Below are 19,611 nucleotides of genomic sequence, written 5' to 3'. Positions count from 1 at the left end.
ATCACCAGCGCCAAGGCCGCCGATCACCCCGGATCGGTAGGCAGAGCCGCACTCGGCGCCATCCGCATCGACCCGCCGGGATAAGCCACACGAGGAGACCCGACATGACCGACCACGCCATCCACGCCGCCGTCTCCGGCGGCGTCGGAACCATCACTTTCAATCGGCCCGAGCGACGAAACGCCCTGAGCCTGGAACTGTTCGGCGCCATGGGCGACCAACTCGACGCGTGGCGAACCGACGACAACGTCGCCGCGGTGATGCTCACCGGAGGCGAGGACGTCTTCTGCGCTGGTCTCGACCTCGACCTGCAATCGGGCTTCACCGCCGAGACCCGCAAGGCCTACGGCGACGCATGCCTGCGGGTCTACGGCGCACTGCTCGACTACCCGAAGCCGACTATCGCAGCATGCGCCGGCCCCGCACTCGGCGGCGGGTGCGACATCGCCGTGTTCTGCGACATCCGCATCGGCGCCGAGAACGGGCGGTTCGGCTTCCCCCAGGTCAAGTTTGGACTCACCCCGTACTTCTCACCACTGTGGAAGATCGTCGGCCTCAGCCGAGCCAAGCTCCTCACTCTCAGCGGTGACCTCATCGGTGCCGACGAAGCGCTGCGGATCGGACTCGTCGACCGACTCGTCCCCACAGGCACAGTCGTCGACGAAGGCACACGCCTCGCCGGCAGCATCGCCGAGACGACCACCAAATCCGCGATGTTCAACAAAGAGATGATTCTGCGGTCCCCTGCCATGGACCCGATCTCCGCGCTCTCCTTCGAGACGATGGCCTACCGCGAGATCGTGTGGCATCCCGACGTCGTCGACCGGGTCGGTACGGCGTTCGCCCGGATCCACCGCAGCCGGTGACACCCTCGCGCCGCCGTCGACCGCCCAACGCGTCCTGACACCCGAAGCCCTGTGGCGGGGTGCCCGGCGGCAAACTCCGCCAAACCCTCGAGGACCTGTTCACGTCAGCCGCACCGTGCTCAGAACTCCTCACAGATCGCCTTCTCCGACGACTTCACCCCGACGCGAGACGACATCGACATGGCGTTGATCGTCGACGGCACACGGCGGTAACCGCCGACCGCGCCGAGGTCAGTCGATGGACGCGGCCACCTCCCCGCGAAGGGCGGCGATCGTTGCGCGCAACGATTCCGCGGTGGGCGTCGGCTCGATGCCGAAGGCCGCGGTCGCGGCCGCGGAGTCGATCACGAAGGGCCGATCGAGTTGATACCGTATCTCGCGCATCTCGCGGGCGTTGGGCTCGAATAGCCCCGCGGCCCAGAGCAGCACGGCGGGCATCCGGCTCACCCGCACCGGGGGCGCATCCGCGATCACGGCGGCGAGCCCGGCCAGTTCGCGCACGGAAACCGGCGGTGGGGTCGGCGTGTGCCATGCCCGGCCCCAGGCGTTTTCGTCATGGGCGACCGCGACCAGGGTGCGGGCGGTGTCGGTGACGTCGGTCCAGCTGTGCGTGGCGTCCGGATCGGCGGGGAACAGTACGCGGCGACCGGCGAGCACCGCGGGCAGCGCCGCAATGGTGAAGGCCGATTGCGCTCCCGCGCCGAGGTAGTCGGATCCGCGTACTTCGGCGGTACGCACGCGCCCCGCTTCGTGCGCGGCCAGCGCCTCGGTCCACAGCTCCGCACGCACGCGTCCCTTCACACTGTTGGGGCGCAGTGGGTGCTGTTCGCTGATCGGGCCGTCGACCTGCCCGTAGCCGTACAGGTTTCCCACACTCAGCAACGCGGCGCCGGTTGCCTCCGCCGCTCGCAACACGGCCGCGGCGAGCGGCGGAAAGTCGGTTGCCCAACGGTGGTACGGAGGCTGCGCGCACTGGTAGATCACCTCCGCACCCGCGCAATGCCCGATCAATGCCGCCGAGTCGGTGGCGTCGGCGGCGACGCGCTCGATCAGCGGATGATCCGGGCCGACGCCGCGCCGGGTGATCACGCGCACCCGAGTGCCGCGTGCGGCGAGCAATTCAGCGGTGGTCGCGCCCACCGGGCCGGCTCCGATAACTACGTGCAGAACCATGGCAATCCATCCCGTCTAGTGTTCCGTTTCGAGAACACTGTTCTCTTTGCGGTTCACCGTAAGCCAGAACGATTGTCGAGTCAAGAACGCTGTTCACGAACCGATACATCTGCTCTGTTACCGGTTGCTTGTTCTCTACACTGGGGAGATGTCCGCCCGATCGCTCCGCGCCCGCGTCCGCTCCGAGATGACCGAGGAGATCAAAGCGGTCGCGCGTAGACGGTTGGCGGTGGACGGCGCGAACCTGTCGCTGCGCGGGGTCGCCCGCGACATGGACCTCGTCCCCTCCGCGCTCTACCGCTACTTCCCGAGCCGGGACGACCTGCTGACCGCCTTGATCCTCGACGCCTACCGCGCGCTCGCCGCCGAAGCCGAAGCCGCCGACGCGAAGCCCCCGGCCACCGATCTGCGCGGCCGGTGGCTCGCGGTGTGCTCCTCGGTGCGGGACTGGGCCCTAACCCATCCGGCCGAATACGGACTGCTCTACGGAAGTCCGGTGCCCGGATACTCCGCACCGGCGGACACCGTGGGTCCCGCCACGGCCGTGGTCTTCCGGCTGGTCGCCATCGCGCAGGCGGGTGCGGAAAAACTGGTCCCCCTGCCACTTTCGACTCCGATACCCACAGCTGTCCACGCCGACCTGCGCAGACTCATCGAGCAGCAACCCTCCGACCTGTCCGCGGACGTGCTCGACCGAGTCTTCGTGGGGTGGGCCCAGCTGTTCGGCCTGATCAACTTCGAGATCTTCGGCCGATTGAACGGAACCATCGACGCCCGCGCCGAATACTTCGGCCACCACATGAACGTGATGGCCGACCTGGTCGGCCTGCCCTGATACGGCTCCGGTCCGTTCACCTCGCCACCTTCTTGGCAGCCCACCCTGGCGACCGGCACGCCCGGTCCGGCCGGCTCAACTGCGGCAAACACGGCGTGTCCATACCGGAGTGCGGGTGCCGCATCCGTGGCGGCGCTACGGTACACAGCACCGAGATTCTCCGCGTTCCACTCGACCGGACATCACTCATTCGTGGAGGAACATTGCCGAGTTCGTTCACTCGCAGGGGATTCCTGACCAGCGCGGCCACCTCGGCGACGGCCGCGGCCGCCGTCTCGACCGGAGCCGCACCGGGCAAGGCGCGAGCCGACACCGATCCGGACAAGCCGAACATCCTGGTGATCATCGTGGACGAGATGCGCACACCCGTGTGGTTCCCCGATCAGCCGACGCTGGACACCGTCCTGCCGAACATCGCACGCATCCGCCGGGGCAGTGTGTCGTTCGAGAATCACTACACCGCGGCCAACGATTGCACGCCCGCTCGCGGCTGCCTGCTGACCGGCCTCTACGCGCAGCAGACCGGGGTCATGGTCGTGTCGGAGTCGACTTTGTCGCCGCTGTTCCCAACTTGGGGATCCATGCTGCGCGACCACGGATACGACACCACCTACTGGGGCAAGTGGCATCTCGGCAGCTACCCGGATCGCACACCGGGCGCGCTGGAAGCCTACGGATTCCACGGCGGCACCTATCCCTCACCGAACGGGGCACCGGGTCAAGGACTGCAGATGGATCCGAAGATCGTCGACCAATTCGTCGACTGGTTCCACAACGATTCCGGCAACGCGCCGTGGTGCACGACGGTGTCGCTGGTCAACCCGCACGATATCCAGTGGTGGCCGCGCTGGACCCGGCGCGACCAGTTCAATGCCGACATCCCGCGCTGGATCGACGAACTGCCGCCCAACTTCGAATCACTCGACCAACTATCCCGCAAGCCACGCCTGCAGATGGCGCTGGTCGAGGTCTCGGCGGTGGCGTTCGGAGCGGCGCCCTACGGAACACCGGAGGCCGTGCAGGCCTGGATCGAGATGCGCAATCTGTATCTGTGGGCGCAGCAGCAGGTCGACATCCAGATCGGGCGCGTGCTCGACACCGTGCAGTCGCGTCCCGACGTAGCCGCCAACACGGTGGTCGTGTTCACCTCCGACCACGGCGATTACGCAGGCTCCCACGGCCTGCACGGCAAAGGCGGTGCCGCCTACGACGAGGCGTTGCGTGTCCCGCTCTATGTCCACGATCCGCGCGGCCGCCTGAGCCCGCTGAGCGGGACGAGCACCAGAGACCAGCTCACATCCAGTGTCGATGTCACTCCCCTGCTGCTCACCATCGGCACCGGCGGCTACGAATGGCGCCGCGACGGGCGCTACGAACATCTCAGCGGGCGTCTCGATGTCGCCGCGCTGTGCCGGGACCCGGCAGCGGCGGGCCGGCCGTGGGTCGCGCACACCACCGACGAGGCGTCGATCGAGGAAGCCGCGATGCTGTTCAACCAGGACGCCCCCGGCCACGTCGCGATGGTGCGCACCCCGGACGCGAAGTTCGCCTCCTATTCGCATTGGGTGCACGGCCGGATCCAGATCGATCCGGCGGCCGAACAGGAATTCGAACTCTATGACTACAGCACCGATGGCGGCAGGCTCGAACTCGACAACCAGGCCTCGACCGGAAATCCGTTGCGTGGCGAAATGGAGTCGCTGCTGGACAACGTCATCCGCACCGAGATCCAGCAGCCGCTACCGCCCTATCTGCGGGCGGCCCAGGACGAAGGCATCGGCGACTACATCTCGGCGCAGACGAACGTGTTGGTCCAAGCCGAACGCATCGGCAATGCCTTGCTCGATGCCGTACCCAGGCCGTCGTAGCTCCTACAGCAGGCCCCGCACGTGCAGGTCCGTGACGTATTTCTCGATGAGCTCCCGGGAGATCTGCGGAATATCCTGATCGGCGCCGATTTTCGCGGCTTGGACGGCGGCACGGAATTTGTCTGCGGGCAGTGCCGAGCCACGCACGGCCGGGGCCGGGCGCCGATAGGCGTGCAACAACGGCAGCACCGACGCCTGGCGCTGCCCTTCCGGTAGCGCCCGCAGGGCGGTCTCGAATCGGGTGACCCACTCGTCGTAGTCGGCGATCCGCTCGATCCGATGGCCCGCGTCGATCAGCCAGTCGACGAACTCGTCGAGCGAGCGGCCGTCGTCGTGCGGGTTGAGCACGTCGAAACTGTGGAAACCCGTCCCCATCGCCGCGCCGAGCGTGGTGATCGCCTCTGCGGTGAAATCGGCGGGCAGGCCGTCGTAGTGCGCGCGCGAGCGTTTGCCGTTCGCGTCCGTGCGGTAGAAGGAGAACGGCGCTATCCCCGTGACGAGCAGGCTCAGCAGCAACCGGGTGAAGATGTCCGGCACGTTGAGCTGACCGGCATAGCGCCGGTCGGCGAGGATCATGTCCGACCGGAACACCGCCACCGGAAGCCCGCACAGATCGTTGGCCTCGCGCAGCAGCACCTCGCCCGCCCACTTGCTGTTTCCATAGCCGTTGGCGTAGCTGTCGTCCACCGCGCGGACCGCGCTGATCCGACGGATGTCGCCGTCCTCGGCGAAGACGGCCGGATCGATCTGCGTGGCCACGGCGACCGTGGACAGATAGGTGAACGGCTTGAGCCGCGTGGTCAGCGCGAGACGGATCAACTCGGCGGTGCCGACCACGTTGGGACCGAACAGTTGCCGGTACGGCAGCACATGGTTGACCAGCGCGGCGGGATGCACGATCACATCGACCTGTTCGGCCAGCCGTTGCCACGTCCGATCGTCGAGGCCCAGGTTGCGGTCACCGATGTCGCCGGGGATCACCTCGAGATGTGCGGCGGCCAAATCCTGGAACTCCCGGACCAGCCCGGGATCTCCGGAGTCGAAGGCGCTGTCGAGTCGCTTCCGCGCCGCGGCGGCGTCGGAACCGCGGACCAGGCAGACGAGGGTGCCCGCGCTGTCGCGCATCCGCCGCAGCCACTCCAGGCACAGGAACCGGCCGAGGTAGCCGTTCGCGCCGGTCAGCAGCACCGTGTGCGGGATTGCGGAGGGGCGCGGGAGGGTCGGCGCCGCGGCGAGTGTGCGGGCGTCGAGGAACTTGTCGAGCGTCAGATCGGCGGCGCGGACCCGCGACCCGGTGCCGTGCACCGAGGCGTACGTGGCGCCTCGCGTCCCCGACGCGAGCTCGGCGGCAAGGAAATCCGCCACTTCGCGCAGACCGTTGGCCGGGCTGATCACCACCGACACCGGCACCTCGACCTCGAAGATCTCGTGCAGCAGGTTCGACAGCGACAGCGCCGAGAGCGAGTCGCCCCCGAGATCGCCGAAGTGCGCGTCGGGACGCAGATCGGCGTCCGCGCAGCCGAGTACGGCCTTCGCCGCGCGGCTCACCGTCTCCAGCATGGGCAGCTCGTGCGCGGAATGGCGCAGGTCGAGCAGTTCGTTCGCCTGCCCGGCGGCAAGCTCGGCATACAGCTCCTGCAATCGCGGCTCGTAGCGCTCTTTCAGCTTGGGCCGCAGCAACTTTCCGATGCCGCTCAGCAACCCGTTGGCCGTGGTGAACGGCTCCGGTTCGATCAGGAACTCACGCGGGATCTCGTAGGACTGCAACTCGGCGTCCTTGGCCAGCTGTCGCAGCGACTCGCTCAGCGCCATCTTCATCTTCTCGGGGTCACCCCAGGCGAGCACGTCGTCGGTGGGCACGATCACGGCGAGCAGGTAGGCGCGTTCACTGCTGCCGTACACGAAGATCTGCCGGATCAGCGGACTGGTCGCATAGACCGACTCCAGGCGCGAGACCGCGACGAATTCGCCCTGGGACAGTTTCAGCACGTTGTTGCGCCGATCGACGAAGACCAGGTGATCCGGGGCGAGTTCGGCGACGATGTCGCCGGTTTTGTAGAAACCGTCGGCGTCGAAGACCTCGGCGGTGATATCCGGCCGCTTGTAATAACCGGCGATCAGGGTGGTGCTCTTCAACAGCAGCTCGCCGCGCGGATGCGGTTTGTCGGTCCGGAAGTAGCCCAGTTCGGGCACATCGGCGAGCTTGTAGTCGAGCACCGGCGGCCGCTGCACCCGTTCGTCGAGGACGACCACGCCGCCCGCCTCGGTGGACCCGTACCCGTCGTGCAACTCCAGATCGAGCACCGATTCGACGAACGCCTTCATCTCCGCCGACACCGGAGCGCTCCCACAGACCGCCGTGACCATGCGTCCACCCAGGAAGTGTTCGCGCAGTTCGGATTTCACCTCCGCCTCCAGCGCGACCCGGTCGACGCCGGGTGCGTAGCGACGATCCATCTCGCTCTGGAAGCGCTGAAAGACCAAGTCACACACCCGCGGGACGAAGAACAGCTCGGTCGGCCGGGCGAGCGCGACGTCGTCGAAGAGCGTCGACATATCGCTCTTGGCCGCGAAGTACGCGGTGCCGCCACGCGCCAGCACGCCGGCCAGCGACGCGCGACCGGCCACATGGCTCATCGGCATGTAGTTGACGTTGATCGCGGCGAGGTCGGGCCGGTTCACCCATCCCCTGGCGACCAGCCACTGGCTGTACATCGCTCCTTTCGGGGTTCCGGTACTTCCCGAGGTGTAGATCAGCAGCGCCAGCGGGTCGTCATCCGGATCGGCGACGAACAGCGGCGGGGACGGCAGCGACCTGCCGCGCGCCAGCACCTCGTCGAGCGATTCGACGCGCACCGGGCTACGCGCCTCGGCCAGCCGCGCGCGGGCCGCGTCGAACGCCGCGCGCTGGTCGTCGTCGTTCGGGTGGTAGTCGAAGACGATCAGCCGTTGTGGTCCGCGGTCCGACAGGGCGCAGGTCACCGCCGCGTCGAGCAGCTCCGGTGTCGCCGCCAGCACCCGTGGCTCGGTCTCCGCCACGATCGCGGTGAGCTGAGCGAGCGGGGCGCTGGACTGCATGGGTACCGTGACCAGGCCCAGGTGGACGCAGGCCAGGTCGAGAGTGGTGTAGTCACTGCTGGTGAAACCGAGGATGCCCACGAAGTCGCCGGCCCGCAGCGGTGTGTCCGCGTCACCGTGCCATGCGGCGGCCACCGCGCGCACGCGGTCCCACAGGTCGCCGTAGGTGATGGTGTCGAACCGCGGCAGCAGCGTCAGGGTGGTGCGGCCGGTCTCGTCGGTGCGCAGCTCGGTCGCGCGCCGGCCGAGGGCCGGCCGGTCGGCGTAACCGAGCATGACCGTCTCGACGATCTGGGCGAGCCCGATTCCCGGCTCGTGGATCCTCTGGGCGACGTCCGCACGCGGGGTGGCGTTGCGGATGTCGTCGTATTCGGCGTACAGCCGGGTGATGCGGCGCATGAGCCGCTCCCCCTGTGTTTCGGGTGCCACGACGACCTCCTTCGGTCCTTGAACGCGCCTTTCCTGAACACGTTAGCTCGACTAAGTACTTTGGTCAGGTGATAGCCGCCGCGCATGTCTGTGATGCTGGACACGATGCCGGAAATGTCTCGAAATTACCCGGTATCGCGTTGTACCGCCCGCTCGGCCTGGTGCCGCCGGTACCACTGTCATCGGGCGCCTGGTACCGGTGCCCGGCGCACCACATGTCCGGTGCATGACATCGACCATATCGCCAGGACCAGCGGCAGCGACCCCGCCGCGGCTGCGTCCGCTGCCCCGGATCCGGATCGCCGGCTTCGGATCGCCGGCTTCGGATCGCCGTTCCTCGGCCTCGCGCCCGGCACGATGCGCCGCGCACACCCACGGCCGGACGGCGATCACCGAAGGCGTCACGGTCCAGGTCGCGGCGGCTTCGGCGGCCCGCACCGGGCGGCAGCCTCATCCGACCACCTTCGAATCATCGCGACGCAAACGATCGCGCATCGCCAGGTGCTCCGCGCATGATCGCAGGGGGTGCGCCGCCGGTGGCCCGAGCCGGGTCGGGTCCCGCTCGGGCCACCGATCGTCGCGTCATCGTTCGCGGATGAAAGAAGGTGCGGGATGGGCGTTTTCGCGCTCGGTGTAGAACTCGACGGGGAGGGGTTCCGCCCCGAGGCGTGGCGGCGGGCGGCGCACGCCCCGGATCGCCTGCTGACCGCCGACACCGTGCGCGGGCGGGTCGCCGCCGCCGAGAACGCCGGATTCACCCTGGCCACCTTCGCCGACTCGATCCTGCCGGGACACGAGATCCCCGGTCGCATCGACGCGGTGACGCGCGCGTCCTTCGTAGCGGCCACAACCAGCACGATCGGCCTGGTGCCCACCGTGGCCACCACCTACGCCGAACCGTTCCACACGGCGTCGCAGGTGGCGTCGCTGGACTACGCCTCGCGGGGACGGGCGGGATGGATCGCGGAGCGCGTCGACGATCCGCGCGCCGCCGCGACCTGGGGGCGTCAACCGGTGGCAGGAGCCGCCGCTCTGGCTCGGGAGCAACAGGATTCGATCGAGGTGGCCCGTCGGCTGTGGGACTCCTGGGAGGACGACGCGGTGATCCGCGATTACGCCGGCGGCCGTTTCCTGGACCGGGGAAAACTGCACTACATCGATTTCCAGGGCGCGACCTTCTCGGTGAAGGGGCCCGCGATCGTGCCCCGGCCACCACAGGGGCAGCCCGTGGTATTCGGCGCCGAAGGCGACGTCGATGTCCGGTTCATCGCCGCCGATTCCGTCGCGGCCGCGGTGGACGCGAGGTCGACCGGGGATGCACTGGCATTCGCCGAAATAGAAGTCACCTTGAATATTCCCGGTGTGCCCGCCGCGCAGCGATTCGGCGAAGCTTCCAGCTCGCCCGGCCGCCTGGCGTTCTCCGGCTCGCCCGGGGAACTGACCGATCTGCTGACCGAGCTCAGCGCGCATCTCGACGGAGCGCGGCTGCACCTCGCCGTGATCGACGAGGACCTGCCCGTGTTCGCGCGCGAGGTCCTGCCCGCGCTGTTGCGCACCGGGGTCGCACGCCGTCCCATTCCCGGTTCGACATTGCGCGCCAACCTCGGTCTGGACCGTCCCGCCAACCGCTACACCACCACCCGCTGATCGTCAGGAGATCGTTTCCGTGACCGACTTCCCGCGCCCCGACGCCCAGGTCCACTTCGGCGTCTTCTTCCAGGGTGTCAACCACACCACGATCTGGTCCGACCCGTCCAGCGGCTCACAGATCGACTTCGAAACCTTCCGCCGGGTGGCGCAGACCGCCGAGCGCGGACTGTTCGACGCGTTCTTCCTCGGTGAGGGCCTGCGCCTGCGCGAGCAGGACGGCGCGATCCTGGACTTGGACATCGCCGGCCGCCCCGACGCGCTCGCCCAGCTCGCCGCGCTGGCGGGCATCACCCGGCACATCGGGCTGGTGGCTACCCAGAACACCACCTACAACGAGCCCGCCGATCTGGCCCGCAAACTCGGCGGCCTGGACCTGCTGTCGGGCGGCCGGGCCGGCTGGAACGCGGTCACCACGGACAACGCGTGGACCGGCGCGAACTTCCGGCGCGGCGGATTCCTCGATCACACGTTGCGCTACGAGCGCGCCGCGCAGTTCGTCGACACGGTGCGGGCGATCTGGGATGCCTGGGACGACGGCGCGATCGCGACCTCGCAGCAGAGCCCGTCGTGGGCGCGCGCCGAGGCGATCCATCCGGTCGTGCGCACCGGCCCGCACTTCGACGTGACGATCACGCCCACGCTGCCGCGCAGCGCCCAAGGGCATCCGGTGATCTTCCAGGCGGGCGATTCACCGGCAGGCCGCGACTTCGCCGCCGCGCACGCCGATGTCATCTTCTCCAGGCACGGAACGCATTTCGACGACGCGCTGGCCTTCGCGAACGATATCCGCGTCCGCCTGCGCGCGGCGGGCCGCCCCGAGGACGACATCCGGATCCTGCCCGGCACGCAGATCATCCTCGCGGAGAAGGAATCCGAGGTGGAGGAGAAGGTGCGCTGGGTGAAGAAGGGCCAATACACCGGCCGGACCGCGCTGTCGCTGGCCGGCCAGATCTGGGGCCGCGACCTGTCCGATCTGGACCCGGACGGCCCCCTGCCCGCCGACGACCCGCAGCCTCGCCCGATCTCGGAAACCCGAGGCGCACCGCGTTCCGGACAGGACCCGATCGCCATCGCCCGGGAATGGCGGGCCAGGGCCGAGGCGGAAAACCTCTCCCTGCGCGAAGTCGTGATCGCCGCCACCGAACGCTCCGGCTTCGCGGGCACCCCCACCCAGGTCGCCGACGAACTGGCCCGCTGGGTCCGCCACGGCGCAAGCGACGGCTTCAACATCTCGCCCTATCTGGTCCCGACCGGCCTCGACGAAATCGTGGACTGGCTCGTCCCCGAACTCCAGGAGCGCGGCGTCTACCGCACGGCGTACACCGGAACCACCCTCCGCTCCCACCTCGGCCTACGCGAACCCCTCACGCGCCGCTCCTGACACTGTCGCGAGCGGCACAGCATCGAGGGGCTACTCGCGATCCGCCGCAGCGATGTACCCCTCGTGGCTGGATACGACCGGAGCCGCCGTCCCGGGTGGACGGCGGCTCCGGTTCTTGCGTCCGGTCAGAGCACGGATTCGATGGCGGCGATCAATTCCGGTGCGTCGGGGGTCGTCCGGGGCCGGAAGCGGCCCGCGACTTTGCCGTCGCGGTCGATGAGGAACTTTTCGAAGTTCCACTGGATGTCGCCGGCGTTGCCCTCGGCGTCGGGAGTGTCGGCCAGGCTCTGGTAGAGGGCGTGGCGCTGGTCACCGTTGACATCGGTCTTCTCCAGCAGGGGGAAATCCACACCGTAGGTGGTGGAACAGAACTGCTGAATCTCTTCCGCCGTGCCCGGCTCTTGGCCCATGAACTGGTTGCACGGCACACCGACCACGCTGAAACCGCGCGGCCCGAAGGACTCGTGCAGTTCGACCAGGCCGGAGTACTGCGGCGTCAGTCCGCATTTCGAGGCCACGTTGACCAGCAGGACGGCGCGGTCGCCGACCAAGTCGGCCAAGGTCGTCGGCTCGCCGGACAGCGTGCGTAGCGGAACTTCTCGAAGGCTCATATATATCCGTTCTCGATGCCGTGGATCCACCCCGACGGCCACGCTACCGGATCGCCGGGATTCCGACCGTCGCAGGCGCATCGGCCCGCGAGTGCTCGGCGCAGCCCGGGGGTGGAGTGCTACAACCTGCCGGCCGGCAGCGCGGCGGCCGAGAACTGAATGGTTGCGATCCGTCCGCCTAGTAGAATCCAGACACATGTCCGAACCCGATTCCGTCATTGTGGAGGCGACCCGCCGCAGGCTCGCCGGCAAACAGGCCGACACCGTCGACAAGCTGACCCGCTCGGCGGTGGAAGTGCTTGCGCGGGAAGGGTTCGCGGGCATGACCATCCGGATGGTCGCCGCGGCCGCCGGGGTCGGGACGGCCACGGCATACACCTACTTCTCGTCGAAGGAGCATCTGGTCGCCGAGATCTTCTGGCGGCGGCTGGCCGCGTCGCAGTCGCCGGTGAGCGAGGATCCGGACCCGACCGTGCGGGTGGTGGCCGAGCTGCGGAATATCGCGATGCTGGTGGCCGACGAGCGGGAGCTCTCCGGCGCGGTAACCAGTGCGCTGCTCGGTCGTGATCCCGACGTGGAGCATCTGCGCGAGCGCATCGGCACCGAGATCCGCACACGCATCATCCGCGCCCTCGGTCCGGACCCGGATCCGGACGTGGTCGAGTCACTGGAATCGCTCTACGCGGGCGCGCTGGTGCGCGCGGGCATGGGCTACGGGTCGTACTCCGAGATCGCCGACCGGATCGAGGCCTCCGCGCTGTTGATCCTGCGCTAGCGCGGACAATGCCGGACGACTTCGAGCCGGTTACCCGAAACCGGGCCGAACGGCATGCTCGGACCGTCTTTCACCTCAGCGACCGGCGTCGGCAGCTCGACCGTCCAGTCGATGCGCGGCCAGCATGGCGGCCAGCGCCGCCCGATCGAGCTTGCCCCGCGGCGTGCGCGGCAGCCGGTCCATGACCAGCACCTGCACCGGCATACTCGGACTCGGCAAGGTCGCGCGCAGCCGCCGCCAGATATCCGCGGCGGCCGGTGCGTCGGCCCCGACCACGATCGCCGCCGCGGGCGCTTCGCCCATGCGCGCGTCGGGCACACCGACGCAGGCGGCCTCGGCGACACCCGGTATCGCGGTCAGCGCCGCTTCGACGGCGGCGGGTTCGACGTTGAGGCCCGCCCGGATCACCATCTCGCTGTCGCGGCCGAACAGCCGCAGGCGGTTGCCGATCACCTCGCCCCGGTCGCCGACCGTCATCCAGCCGTCGACGGGACCACCCGCCACACCATCCGCGGTCAGGTAGCCGTCGAACAGCATGTCGCTGCGCACGTACACCAGACCGTCGCGGACGCGGGCCTCGACACCGGAGAACAGTTCGCCTGCCGACTTGTCGTCGTCGCTGCCGAGCCCGCGATCGAACGACACGAAACTCAATTCGGACGCACCGTAGAAGTGCACGAGCGAGGCGTTCGGCAGGACTTCCCGCAACGCTTGCCGTCCCGCGCGCGGCCACCGGGCCGCCGAGGACAGCACTTCCCGGACGCCGCCGACCGGGCCGATTCCCGCCCGCACCACGTCCCACGCGATCGTCGGCACCGAATACAGGTGCGTCGCACCGTCGTTCAGGGCCTCGGCCACCGGCCGCAGATCGACCGTCGCGCCGCGGGTCAAAGCGTGCAACGCGCCGTAGAGGAAGTGCGTGTGGTCTAGCACGCCCGGCACCGATACCCGGTCCCCGGCTCCGATGTCGAACGTGCGGTCGGAGCGATCCAGCGTCGCAGCCCATGACAGCTGATCGCGCACGAAGAGCTTCGGCTCACCAGTGGTGCCGGACGTGATGCCCACCAACAGTTCCGCGCCCGAGTGCGCCACGCCCGCCGAAACATCGGATTCCAGTGCGGCGGCCGTCCGCACGACACCGTCGAATCCCAGCCGCCGCAACCGCCGGTGCCGGCCCGGCGCGGCGACGACGGCTGCCGGCTCGGCCAGCGCGAGTACCCGCCTCAGCTGGTCGGGCAGCAGATGGCGATGCAGCAGAACGACACTCACCCCCGCGTGCATCGCCGCGGTCACCGTCACCAGGGACTCGACATCCGAGGTGGGGAGCACGGCGACCCGGCGCATGCCGTCGAGCCCGGCGGCGGTGCGCACGACCTTCGACCAGAACCGCTCATAATCGACCCGCTCACGTCCCGCTATCACGGCGGTCGCCGCGGGATCCGCCGCGACCTGCCGAGCGATCCGTGCGGCGAGCAGTTCACTCATCGTCCACTCCCCGCGCGGCGAGGGCATCACCCATGGCGTCGGCTGTCCGCAGCGCGCGCACCAGCACCGGCGTGACCAGCGCCGTCATCGACCATTGCAGGCCGCGAGCGCGCCGTGCCGCGGCGACCTCCTGCACGATCCCCGCCAGCAACGGCACACACCGGATGGCCAGCGCCAGCAGCAGGCCGATCCGCTCGGGATCGACACCCACCCGGCGCAGCGGCCCCAGCCACCGGGTCACGACGTCCAGCAGGTCGGTCACCCGGGTGGTGAGGGTGAACAGCGCCGCGAGCGCCACCGAGATCACCAGCACACCGCACACCACCGCGGCTCGCGCGGGCGAGGTGATCAGCACCTGGAACACGGCGATGAACACCAGCATCCACACCAGCGGACGCAGGTGGGCCGCGGCGACCCGCCACGGGATCCGGGCCACCGCGAACAATCCCGCCACCACCACCGCCGCGGCCGCCACCTGCGGCGCAGTGCGCACGAACACCGTGGTCGCCACGATCGACGCCAGCAGCAGCACCAGCTTCACCCCGGCGGGTATCCGGTGCAGCGGCGAATCGCCCGGGCGGTACAGGCCGATCATTCGACCGATGCCCGGTATGCCGCGACAGCGTCGCCGGGCGTTCCGTCGAATACCACCGCCCCGTCGTCGATCACGATGACACGTTCGAAACTGTCCAACAGCGACAGCTGATGCGTCACCACAATCACCTGCTGATCCACCGCGTCCAGCGCGTCGGCGACGACCCTGGCGTTGCGCAGGTCGAGCAGAGTGGTCGGCTCGTCGGCGATGATCACCTCCGGCCGCCGGATCAAGACCGCGCCGAGAGCGAGCAGCTGTTTCTGGCCACCGGACAACAGGTGCGACGGGTGCTCGGCGTGGCCCGCCAGTCCGAATCGTTCCAAGATCTCCCGGACGCGCGCCGCGATCTCCTGCTTGCTCAGCCCGCTCCGCCGCAGCGAGAAGGCGAGATCCTCCGCGACCGTGGGCATCACGATCTGGGTGTCGGGGTCGGTGAAGACGAACCCTACCTTCCGCCGCACCTGCGCGCCCTTGCGCGAGGCGTCGACGCCGTCCACCGTGACCGTGCCGGAACTCGGCGTCAGCAGGCCGTTGATCATGCGCGCCAGGGTGGATTTGCCCGAACCATTGGACCCGATGATGCCCACGCGGCGCTCGGTGATACGCAAGTCTATCTCGCGCAGCACTTTTCGCTCCCCGAACCGGTGACTCACCGAGTCGATGACGATCTCGCTCACGACGGCGCCTCGCCACGGCTCGGCTCCGTCGTGCGCGACCGCGCGCTGTATCCTCGGCTCGCTCGCTGACGCTCGCTCACGAAACTCGCTCCACCAGTACCGCGATCCCCTGTCCGCCGCCGATGGCGCAGGCCGCCAGACCGAGCGCCGGGCCGTCGGCACACAACATCTGACTCGCCAAGCGCACCAGCAGGATGGCGCCGGACGCTCCCCATGGGTGCCCCATCGCGATGGCGCCGCCCTGCGGGCAGATCGAGGCCTCGTCCAGGCCCAGTTCGTCCGCCACCGCCAAGACCACCGACGCGAATGCTTCGGTGATCTCGACGACGCCCAGGTCCGCCACACCGAACCCGGTGCGCCGCAGCACTTTTCGGATCGCGGGTACCGGACCGAGGCCGGGAAACCGCGGGTCGGACCCGGCGACCGCGCAGCCGAGAATCCGCAAGGCGGGCAGTCCGGCGGCCATCGCTTCGGTGGTGACCGCCATGGCCGCCGCCCCATCGGAGATGCCGCAGGAATTGCCCGCGGTGGCGGTGCCGTCGGCACCGAAGCTGGGACGCAGGCGCGCGAGCCGAGACGCGGTCATGCCCGCCCGGATGCGTTCGTCGCGGCGCACACTGGCGAGCGGCACGATCTCCGCGGAGAAGTCGGCGGCCGCGGCGAGCGTGTGCGAGCGGGCCGCGTACGCGTCCTGCCGCTCCCGGCCGATGCCGCGCGCTCGCGCGAGATCGTCGGCGGCAACGCCCATGTCCGGATCGGGGAATCCCGGTGGCGCGAAGGGAGCGCGGGTGTACCGCACCGGCGCGGCGTCCGCCACCGGCGGCCAGAAGCGCCACGGAGCGGTGCTGGCCGATTCGACCCCTCCGGCCAGGATGAGTTCGTCCGCTCCGCTGCGCACCCGCAACGCCGCCTGCATCACCGCGTCGAGTCCGGAACCGCACTGCCGGTCGACGGTGACGCCGGGAACGTGCACACCCAGCCCCGCGCGCAACGCGGCGACCCGGGCGGGATCGCCTCCGGGGCCGAGGCAGTTGCCGAGGACCACGTCGTCCACCTCGGCATCGATGCCCGCCCCGCGCACCGACGCCAGCACGTCGCGCAACACGGGAGCGGCCAAGTCCGTAGTGCTCAGGGTGGACAATCCGTGGCCCGCGTTGCCGATCGGTGTGCGGCGTGGCACTACCAGAACGGGGACCGGGCTCATGCCAGCAAGTCTTTCAGTTCGCCCCTGGCCACCTTCCCGGCGGCGGTGCGCGGCAACGCGGGAAGTGGTACCCACCGGCGCGGCATCGCCTCTTTCGTCAACAGGCGACGGGCTCGCGACCGCACCTCGTCGAGCCCCGTGCCGCCATCCAATTCCACTGCCGCCGTGACTGTTTCCCCGAAAACGGCATGCGGCGAGCCGACCACCGCCACGGCGGTGACGCCATCGAGCGATGCCAGGACGCGCTCCACCTCCTCGGCGACCACCACGGTGCCGCCGACGTTGATCGCGCAGTCTCCCCTGCCCAGCACCGTTACCTGGCGGTCGTCGCCCAGCTCCGCGAAGTCGCCGACGCCGAACCAGTCGGGCGCGCCGAGCATCCGGTAGGGCGACCGGACGTAGAGCAGTCCGTCGCGTACTTCGGCCTCGACGCCGTCGAGCAGCCGCATCGGCTGGGGAACGCGCCGCGCCGCCACCAGCGAGGCTTCCGAGGAGCCGTAATACTCGACGACGCCCAGATGGCCGGCCACCGCCAGCGCACCCTCGTCGAGCGCGATACCCGCGACGATCGCGGTGCGCAGGCACGGACAGGTGCGCACCACCTCGCGCAGTATCGCGGGAACCGCGTGCACCACGGTGGCTCGGGCCGGATCGTCGGTGACACACGCGCCGCGCCACAGCGCGTGCAGCGCTCCGAACAGATGCATAGTCGCGTGCAACGGTCCGGTGATCAGTACGCGGTCGTCCGGTTCGACGCCGGTGATCTGCGTGAACGCGGGGAAGCTGTCGTACCAGGAGGCGGCCGTCCGCGCCAGCGGCCGCGGACGCCCGGTCGAGCCCGAGGTCGCCACCAGCAGGAACGCCGTCGGTGGGACGCCGGTGCGGCGCGGTCGCGCGGCGGGATTCTCGACGAAGACCGGGATGCCGCGGCGGGCCGCGGCGCAGACACAGATCAGCGCGTCCGGAACCGGGAGGGCCGACGCGTCGTAGACCGCCGCGTCCGGGTCGCGGTCGATCCAGTGCTCGATCGCAGCGTCGAGTTCGCGGTAGGTGTAGGCGCGGCCACCGAAGTCGACGGCAGGCGCGTCGCCCGCACCGCCGAGTTCGGGACTAGGCACGGATCACACCGGGATACGCGCGATGCACTCCTTTGGCCACCACGGTCGCGACGACGACTTTGAGCACGTCGCCGGGAACGAACGCGACATTGGCGGCAATCGCGGCCCGCACACCGAGATCGGTACGCAGCAGCAGGCCCACGGTGCCGAAGAGGTAGATGATCACCAAGCCGCCGATGGCGTTGATCAGCAGGCCGAGCGCGACTGGGTATCGCGGCAGGATGCGGGCGGTGCCCAGCCCGATGAACAACGCCGCGGGGATCCAGCCGATCAGGTATCCCGCACTGGGACCGGCCAGCGCCGTCAGACCGGTACGGCCGCCGGACAGCAACGGCAGGCCGAGCATCGTGAGCGCCAGGAAAACCAGAACCGCGGCCGTCCCCTTACGCGCCCCGAGCACCGCACCGGCCAGGATCACGCCCAAAGTCTGCACCGTGATGGGCACTCCGCTGAACCCGACCGTGATGGCGCCCGGCAGGCCCAGGCCCGCGATCAGCGCCGCGAAGACCGCGATCTGCGCCATGTCCCGCGCGGACACACCGACTCTCGGCTCCCGAGAGCTCTCGATACCCTCCACGACAACCCTCCGCCTAGACCTTGAACGATGTTCAAGGTAGCAAACCGAGTACGGTGGCGCGCCCGGAGCGGGTCTGATGGGATTTCTCGAGCCCGACTTGCCGCTGTTTGCGAATAAATGCTTAAATGCGCATATTTACGTAAGAGCATTTTTCTTGGTAGGCGGTACCGCACCGGGTTCAGCAGCTATCGCCCCTGCACTCTTCGGACCAGGCGACAGTTTCTCGCTACCCGCCTGTACTTCCGCCCTCCGCACCGGCCGCCGCCCTCGTCGTGGCTTCGCCGACACGGTCCCCCACCCAGGCAAGGAAAGTGCGCACGTCGGTGGTGGGCAGTGGGAGTGCTGCCGAGCGTGGGCGCTGAAAGCTGCGCAGTGCTGTTTCGATGAGAGAGGAGAACTCTTTCTCCGAGGTCGCGACCAGATGTGCGGCTTCGCATTTGGACAGCCAGCGACCTGTGCGGCAGAACGCTACCGCACGGCAGCCGTTCAGTATCCGGTTGTCGCCCAGATGCCCCGCTCCCCCGGCGTGTTCGCGAACCGAAGCCAGAAGCGCGGCATGGACGTCGCGCCACGATGGTGCCGCCATGACCTGCCGCACGGGAGTCCCGTACAGAAGGCGCCCGGTTTGGTGTGCGATGGAACGATCGATGACGTACCAGAAGGCCGAGGAATCGGCCGGATCGAAACTGACGCGGTTCGGCAACATCGGACCGGTATCGAAGTCCATGAGGTAGCCGGCCGCACTGGACGGTTCGGCGACGAAATCGGCGCCGTAGACCACAAGTTCCAGCCCGGCCGCCGGGCAGGGCAACGCCGGATGCGCGAAGGATTCGGCCAGTTCACGCAATGCCCGCGCGGGCAGCGACGGCGCTACGACGACCACCACGTCGACATCGCTGCGCCCGTGCCGATAGTCCGCCAGCGCGACCGATCCCACCGCGAACACACTCACCAGACGATGCCCGCAGACGGCGCGGGCGCGTCGCACGAGAGCATCGAGGTACGGACGCAACTCGACCGGAAGAAGATGGGGATCCACCAGGACGTGGGTCATGCGGGCCAGTATCCCTGCCGAGGCCGCGTGCTCGGTCGGCGACCGCGCGGATCGGCGAAGCTGTTCTCGAGCACCGCGTTCAGCTGTCCGGACACCTGCCGAGGTCGATCACGCGGCAGCCCGGCGGGACCTGCCGAGTCCGGGAACCCCACCCAAGGGTCAGCACGACATCGCCCGGCGCGACACCCGGGTTCACCGACACAAGAGAACTCCACGACGTGCGGGTATTGTCAAT

General features: G+C 68.9%; 16 protein-coding genes. 6 read left to right on the top strand and 10 right to left on the bottom strand.

The window, feature by feature from the left end; genetic code table 11:
* Positions 1 to 104 precede the first annotated feature (104 nt).
* The gene (locus ACT89H_RS21665) at positions 105 to 866 is read left to right on the top strand and encodes an enoyl-CoA hydratase/isomerase family protein (protein WP_445110461.1); all 762 of its coding nucleotides are present in this window, start codon (positions 105 to 107) and stop codon (positions 864 to 866) included.
* Between the two features lie 231 nt (positions 867 to 1,097).
* Here the strand turns inward: ACT89H_RS21665 and ACT89H_RS21660 are convergent, their stop codons facing one another.
* Positions 1,098 to 2,039, bottom strand: coding sequence for an NAD-dependent epimerase/dehydratase family protein (locus ACT89H_RS21660; protein ID WP_445110460.1), 942 nt, complete (start codon positions 2,037 to 2,039; stop codon positions 1,098 to 1,100).
* A gap of 148 nt (positions 2,040 to 2,187) precedes the next feature.
* On the opposite strand from ACT89H_RS21660, the gene ACT89H_RS21655 reads away from it, so the two are divergent.
* Together ACT89H_RS21655 and ACT89H_RS21650 are read left to right on the top strand one after the other, a co-directional pair.
* On the top strand, positions 2,188 to 2,874 hold the full coding sequence (locus ACT89H_RS21655) for a TetR/AcrR family transcriptional regulator (protein ID WP_445110459.1): 687 nt from the start codon (positions 2,188 to 2,190) through the stop codon (positions 2,872 to 2,874).
* A gap of 203 nt (positions 2,875 to 3,077) precedes the next feature.
* Positions 3,078 to 4,742, top strand: a complete 1,665-nt coding sequence (locus tag ACT89H_RS21650) for a sulfatase-like hydrolase/transferase (protein WP_445110458.1) — start codon at positions 3,078 to 3,080, stop codon at positions 4,740 to 4,742.
* Between the two features lie 3 nt (positions 4,743 to 4,745).
* Here ACT89H_RS21650 and car read toward each other — a convergent pair whose 3' ends face one another.
* Positions 4,746 to 8,219 (bottom strand): carboxylic acid reductase, encoded by a 3,474-nt coding sequence (gene car, locus ACT89H_RS21645; protein WP_445110650.1) that lies wholly within the window; start codon positions 8,217 to 8,219, stop codon positions 4,746 to 4,748.
* Between the two features lie 642 nt (positions 8,220 to 8,861).
* On the opposite strand from car, the gene ACT89H_RS21640 reads away from it, so the two are divergent.
* Positions 8,862 to 9,896 carry an LLM class flavin-dependent oxidoreductase gene (locus tag ACT89H_RS21640; RefSeq protein WP_445110457.1) on the top strand — a complete coding sequence of 345 codons (1,035 nt, stop codon included), beginning with the start codon at positions 8,862 to 8,864 and terminating at the stop codon, positions 9,894 to 9,896.
* A gap of 19 nt (positions 9,897 to 9,915) precedes the next feature.
* Positions 9,916 to 11,280 (top strand): NtaA/DmoA family FMN-dependent monooxygenase, encoded by a 1,365-nt coding sequence (locus tag ACT89H_RS21635; RefSeq protein WP_445110456.1) that lies wholly within the window; start codon positions 9,916 to 9,918, stop codon positions 11,278 to 11,280.
* A gap of 125 nt (positions 11,281 to 11,405) precedes the next feature.
* Here the strand turns inward: ACT89H_RS21635 and ACT89H_RS21630 are convergent, their stop codons facing one another.
* Complete coding sequence (locus ACT89H_RS21630) at positions 11,406 to 11,891, bottom strand: glutathione peroxidase (RefSeq protein WP_445110455.1); 486 nt, start codon at positions 11,889 to 11,891, stop codon at positions 11,406 to 11,408.
* 196 nt (positions 11,892 to 12,087) lie between these two features.
* Between ACT89H_RS21630 and ACT89H_RS21625 the strand changes: the two genes are divergently transcribed.
* The gene (locus tag ACT89H_RS21625; protein WP_445110454.1) at positions 12,088 to 12,666 is read left to right on the top strand and encodes a TetR/AcrR family transcriptional regulator; all 579 of its coding nucleotides are present in this window, start codon (positions 12,088 to 12,090) and stop codon (positions 12,664 to 12,666) included.
* 75 nt (positions 12,667 to 12,741) lie between these two features.
* Here ACT89H_RS21625 and ACT89H_RS21620 read toward each other — a convergent pair whose 3' ends face one another.
* From ACT89H_RS21620 to ACT89H_RS21590, 7 genes are all read right to left on the bottom strand, one after another.
* The gene (locus tag ACT89H_RS21620; RefSeq protein WP_445110453.1) at positions 12,742 to 14,151 is read right to left on the bottom strand and encodes an AMP-binding protein; all 1,410 of its coding nucleotides are present in this window, start codon (positions 14,149 to 14,151) and stop codon (positions 12,742 to 12,744) included.
* On the bottom strand, positions 14,144 to 14,746 hold the full coding sequence (locus ACT89H_RS21615; protein ID WP_445110452.1) for an energy-coupling factor transporter transmembrane component T family protein: 603 nt from the start codon (positions 14,744 to 14,746) through the stop codon (positions 14,144 to 14,146). Before ACT89H_RS21615 ends, ACT89H_RS21620 begins: the two co-directional genes overlap by 8 nt.
* A complete protein-coding gene (locus tag ACT89H_RS21610) occupies positions 14,743 to 15,423 on the bottom strand; it encodes an energy-coupling factor ABC transporter ATP-binding protein (protein WP_445110451.1) in 681 nt (226 codons plus the stop codon). Before ACT89H_RS21610 ends, ACT89H_RS21615 begins: the two co-directional genes overlap by 4 nt.
* 76 nt (positions 15,424 to 15,499) lie before the next feature.
* A complete protein-coding gene (locus ACT89H_RS21605; RefSeq protein ID WP_445110450.1) occupies positions 15,500 to 16,627 on the bottom strand; it encodes a thiolase family protein in 1,128 nt (375 codons plus the stop codon).
* On the bottom strand, positions 16,624 to 17,745 hold the full coding sequence (locus ACT89H_RS21600) for a class I adenylate-forming enzyme family protein (RefSeq protein ID WP_445110449.1): 1,122 nt from the start codon (positions 17,743 to 17,745) through the stop codon (positions 16,624 to 16,626). The genes ACT89H_RS21605 and ACT89H_RS21600 overlap by 4 nt, the downstream gene beginning before the upstream one ends.
* Positions 17,738 to 18,322 carry a biotin transporter BioY gene (locus tag ACT89H_RS21595; protein WP_445110448.1) on the bottom strand — a complete coding sequence of 195 codons (585 nt, stop codon included), beginning with the start codon at positions 18,320 to 18,322 and terminating at the stop codon, positions 17,738 to 17,740. The genes ACT89H_RS21600 and ACT89H_RS21595 overlap by 8 nt, the downstream gene beginning before the upstream one ends.
* Positions 18,323 to 18,548: 226 nt before the next feature.
* A complete protein-coding gene (locus ACT89H_RS21590; protein ID WP_445110447.1) occupies positions 18,549 to 19,376 on the bottom strand; it encodes an aminoglycoside adenylyltransferase domain-containing protein in 828 nt (275 codons plus the stop codon).
* Positions 19,377 to 19,611 lie beyond the last annotated feature (235 nt).

The organism is Nocardia aegles (genome assembly GCF_052545135.1).
The sequence above is the reverse complement of the archived record's forward strand: the minus strand, read 5'-3'. Positions and strand labels throughout refer to the sequence as shown.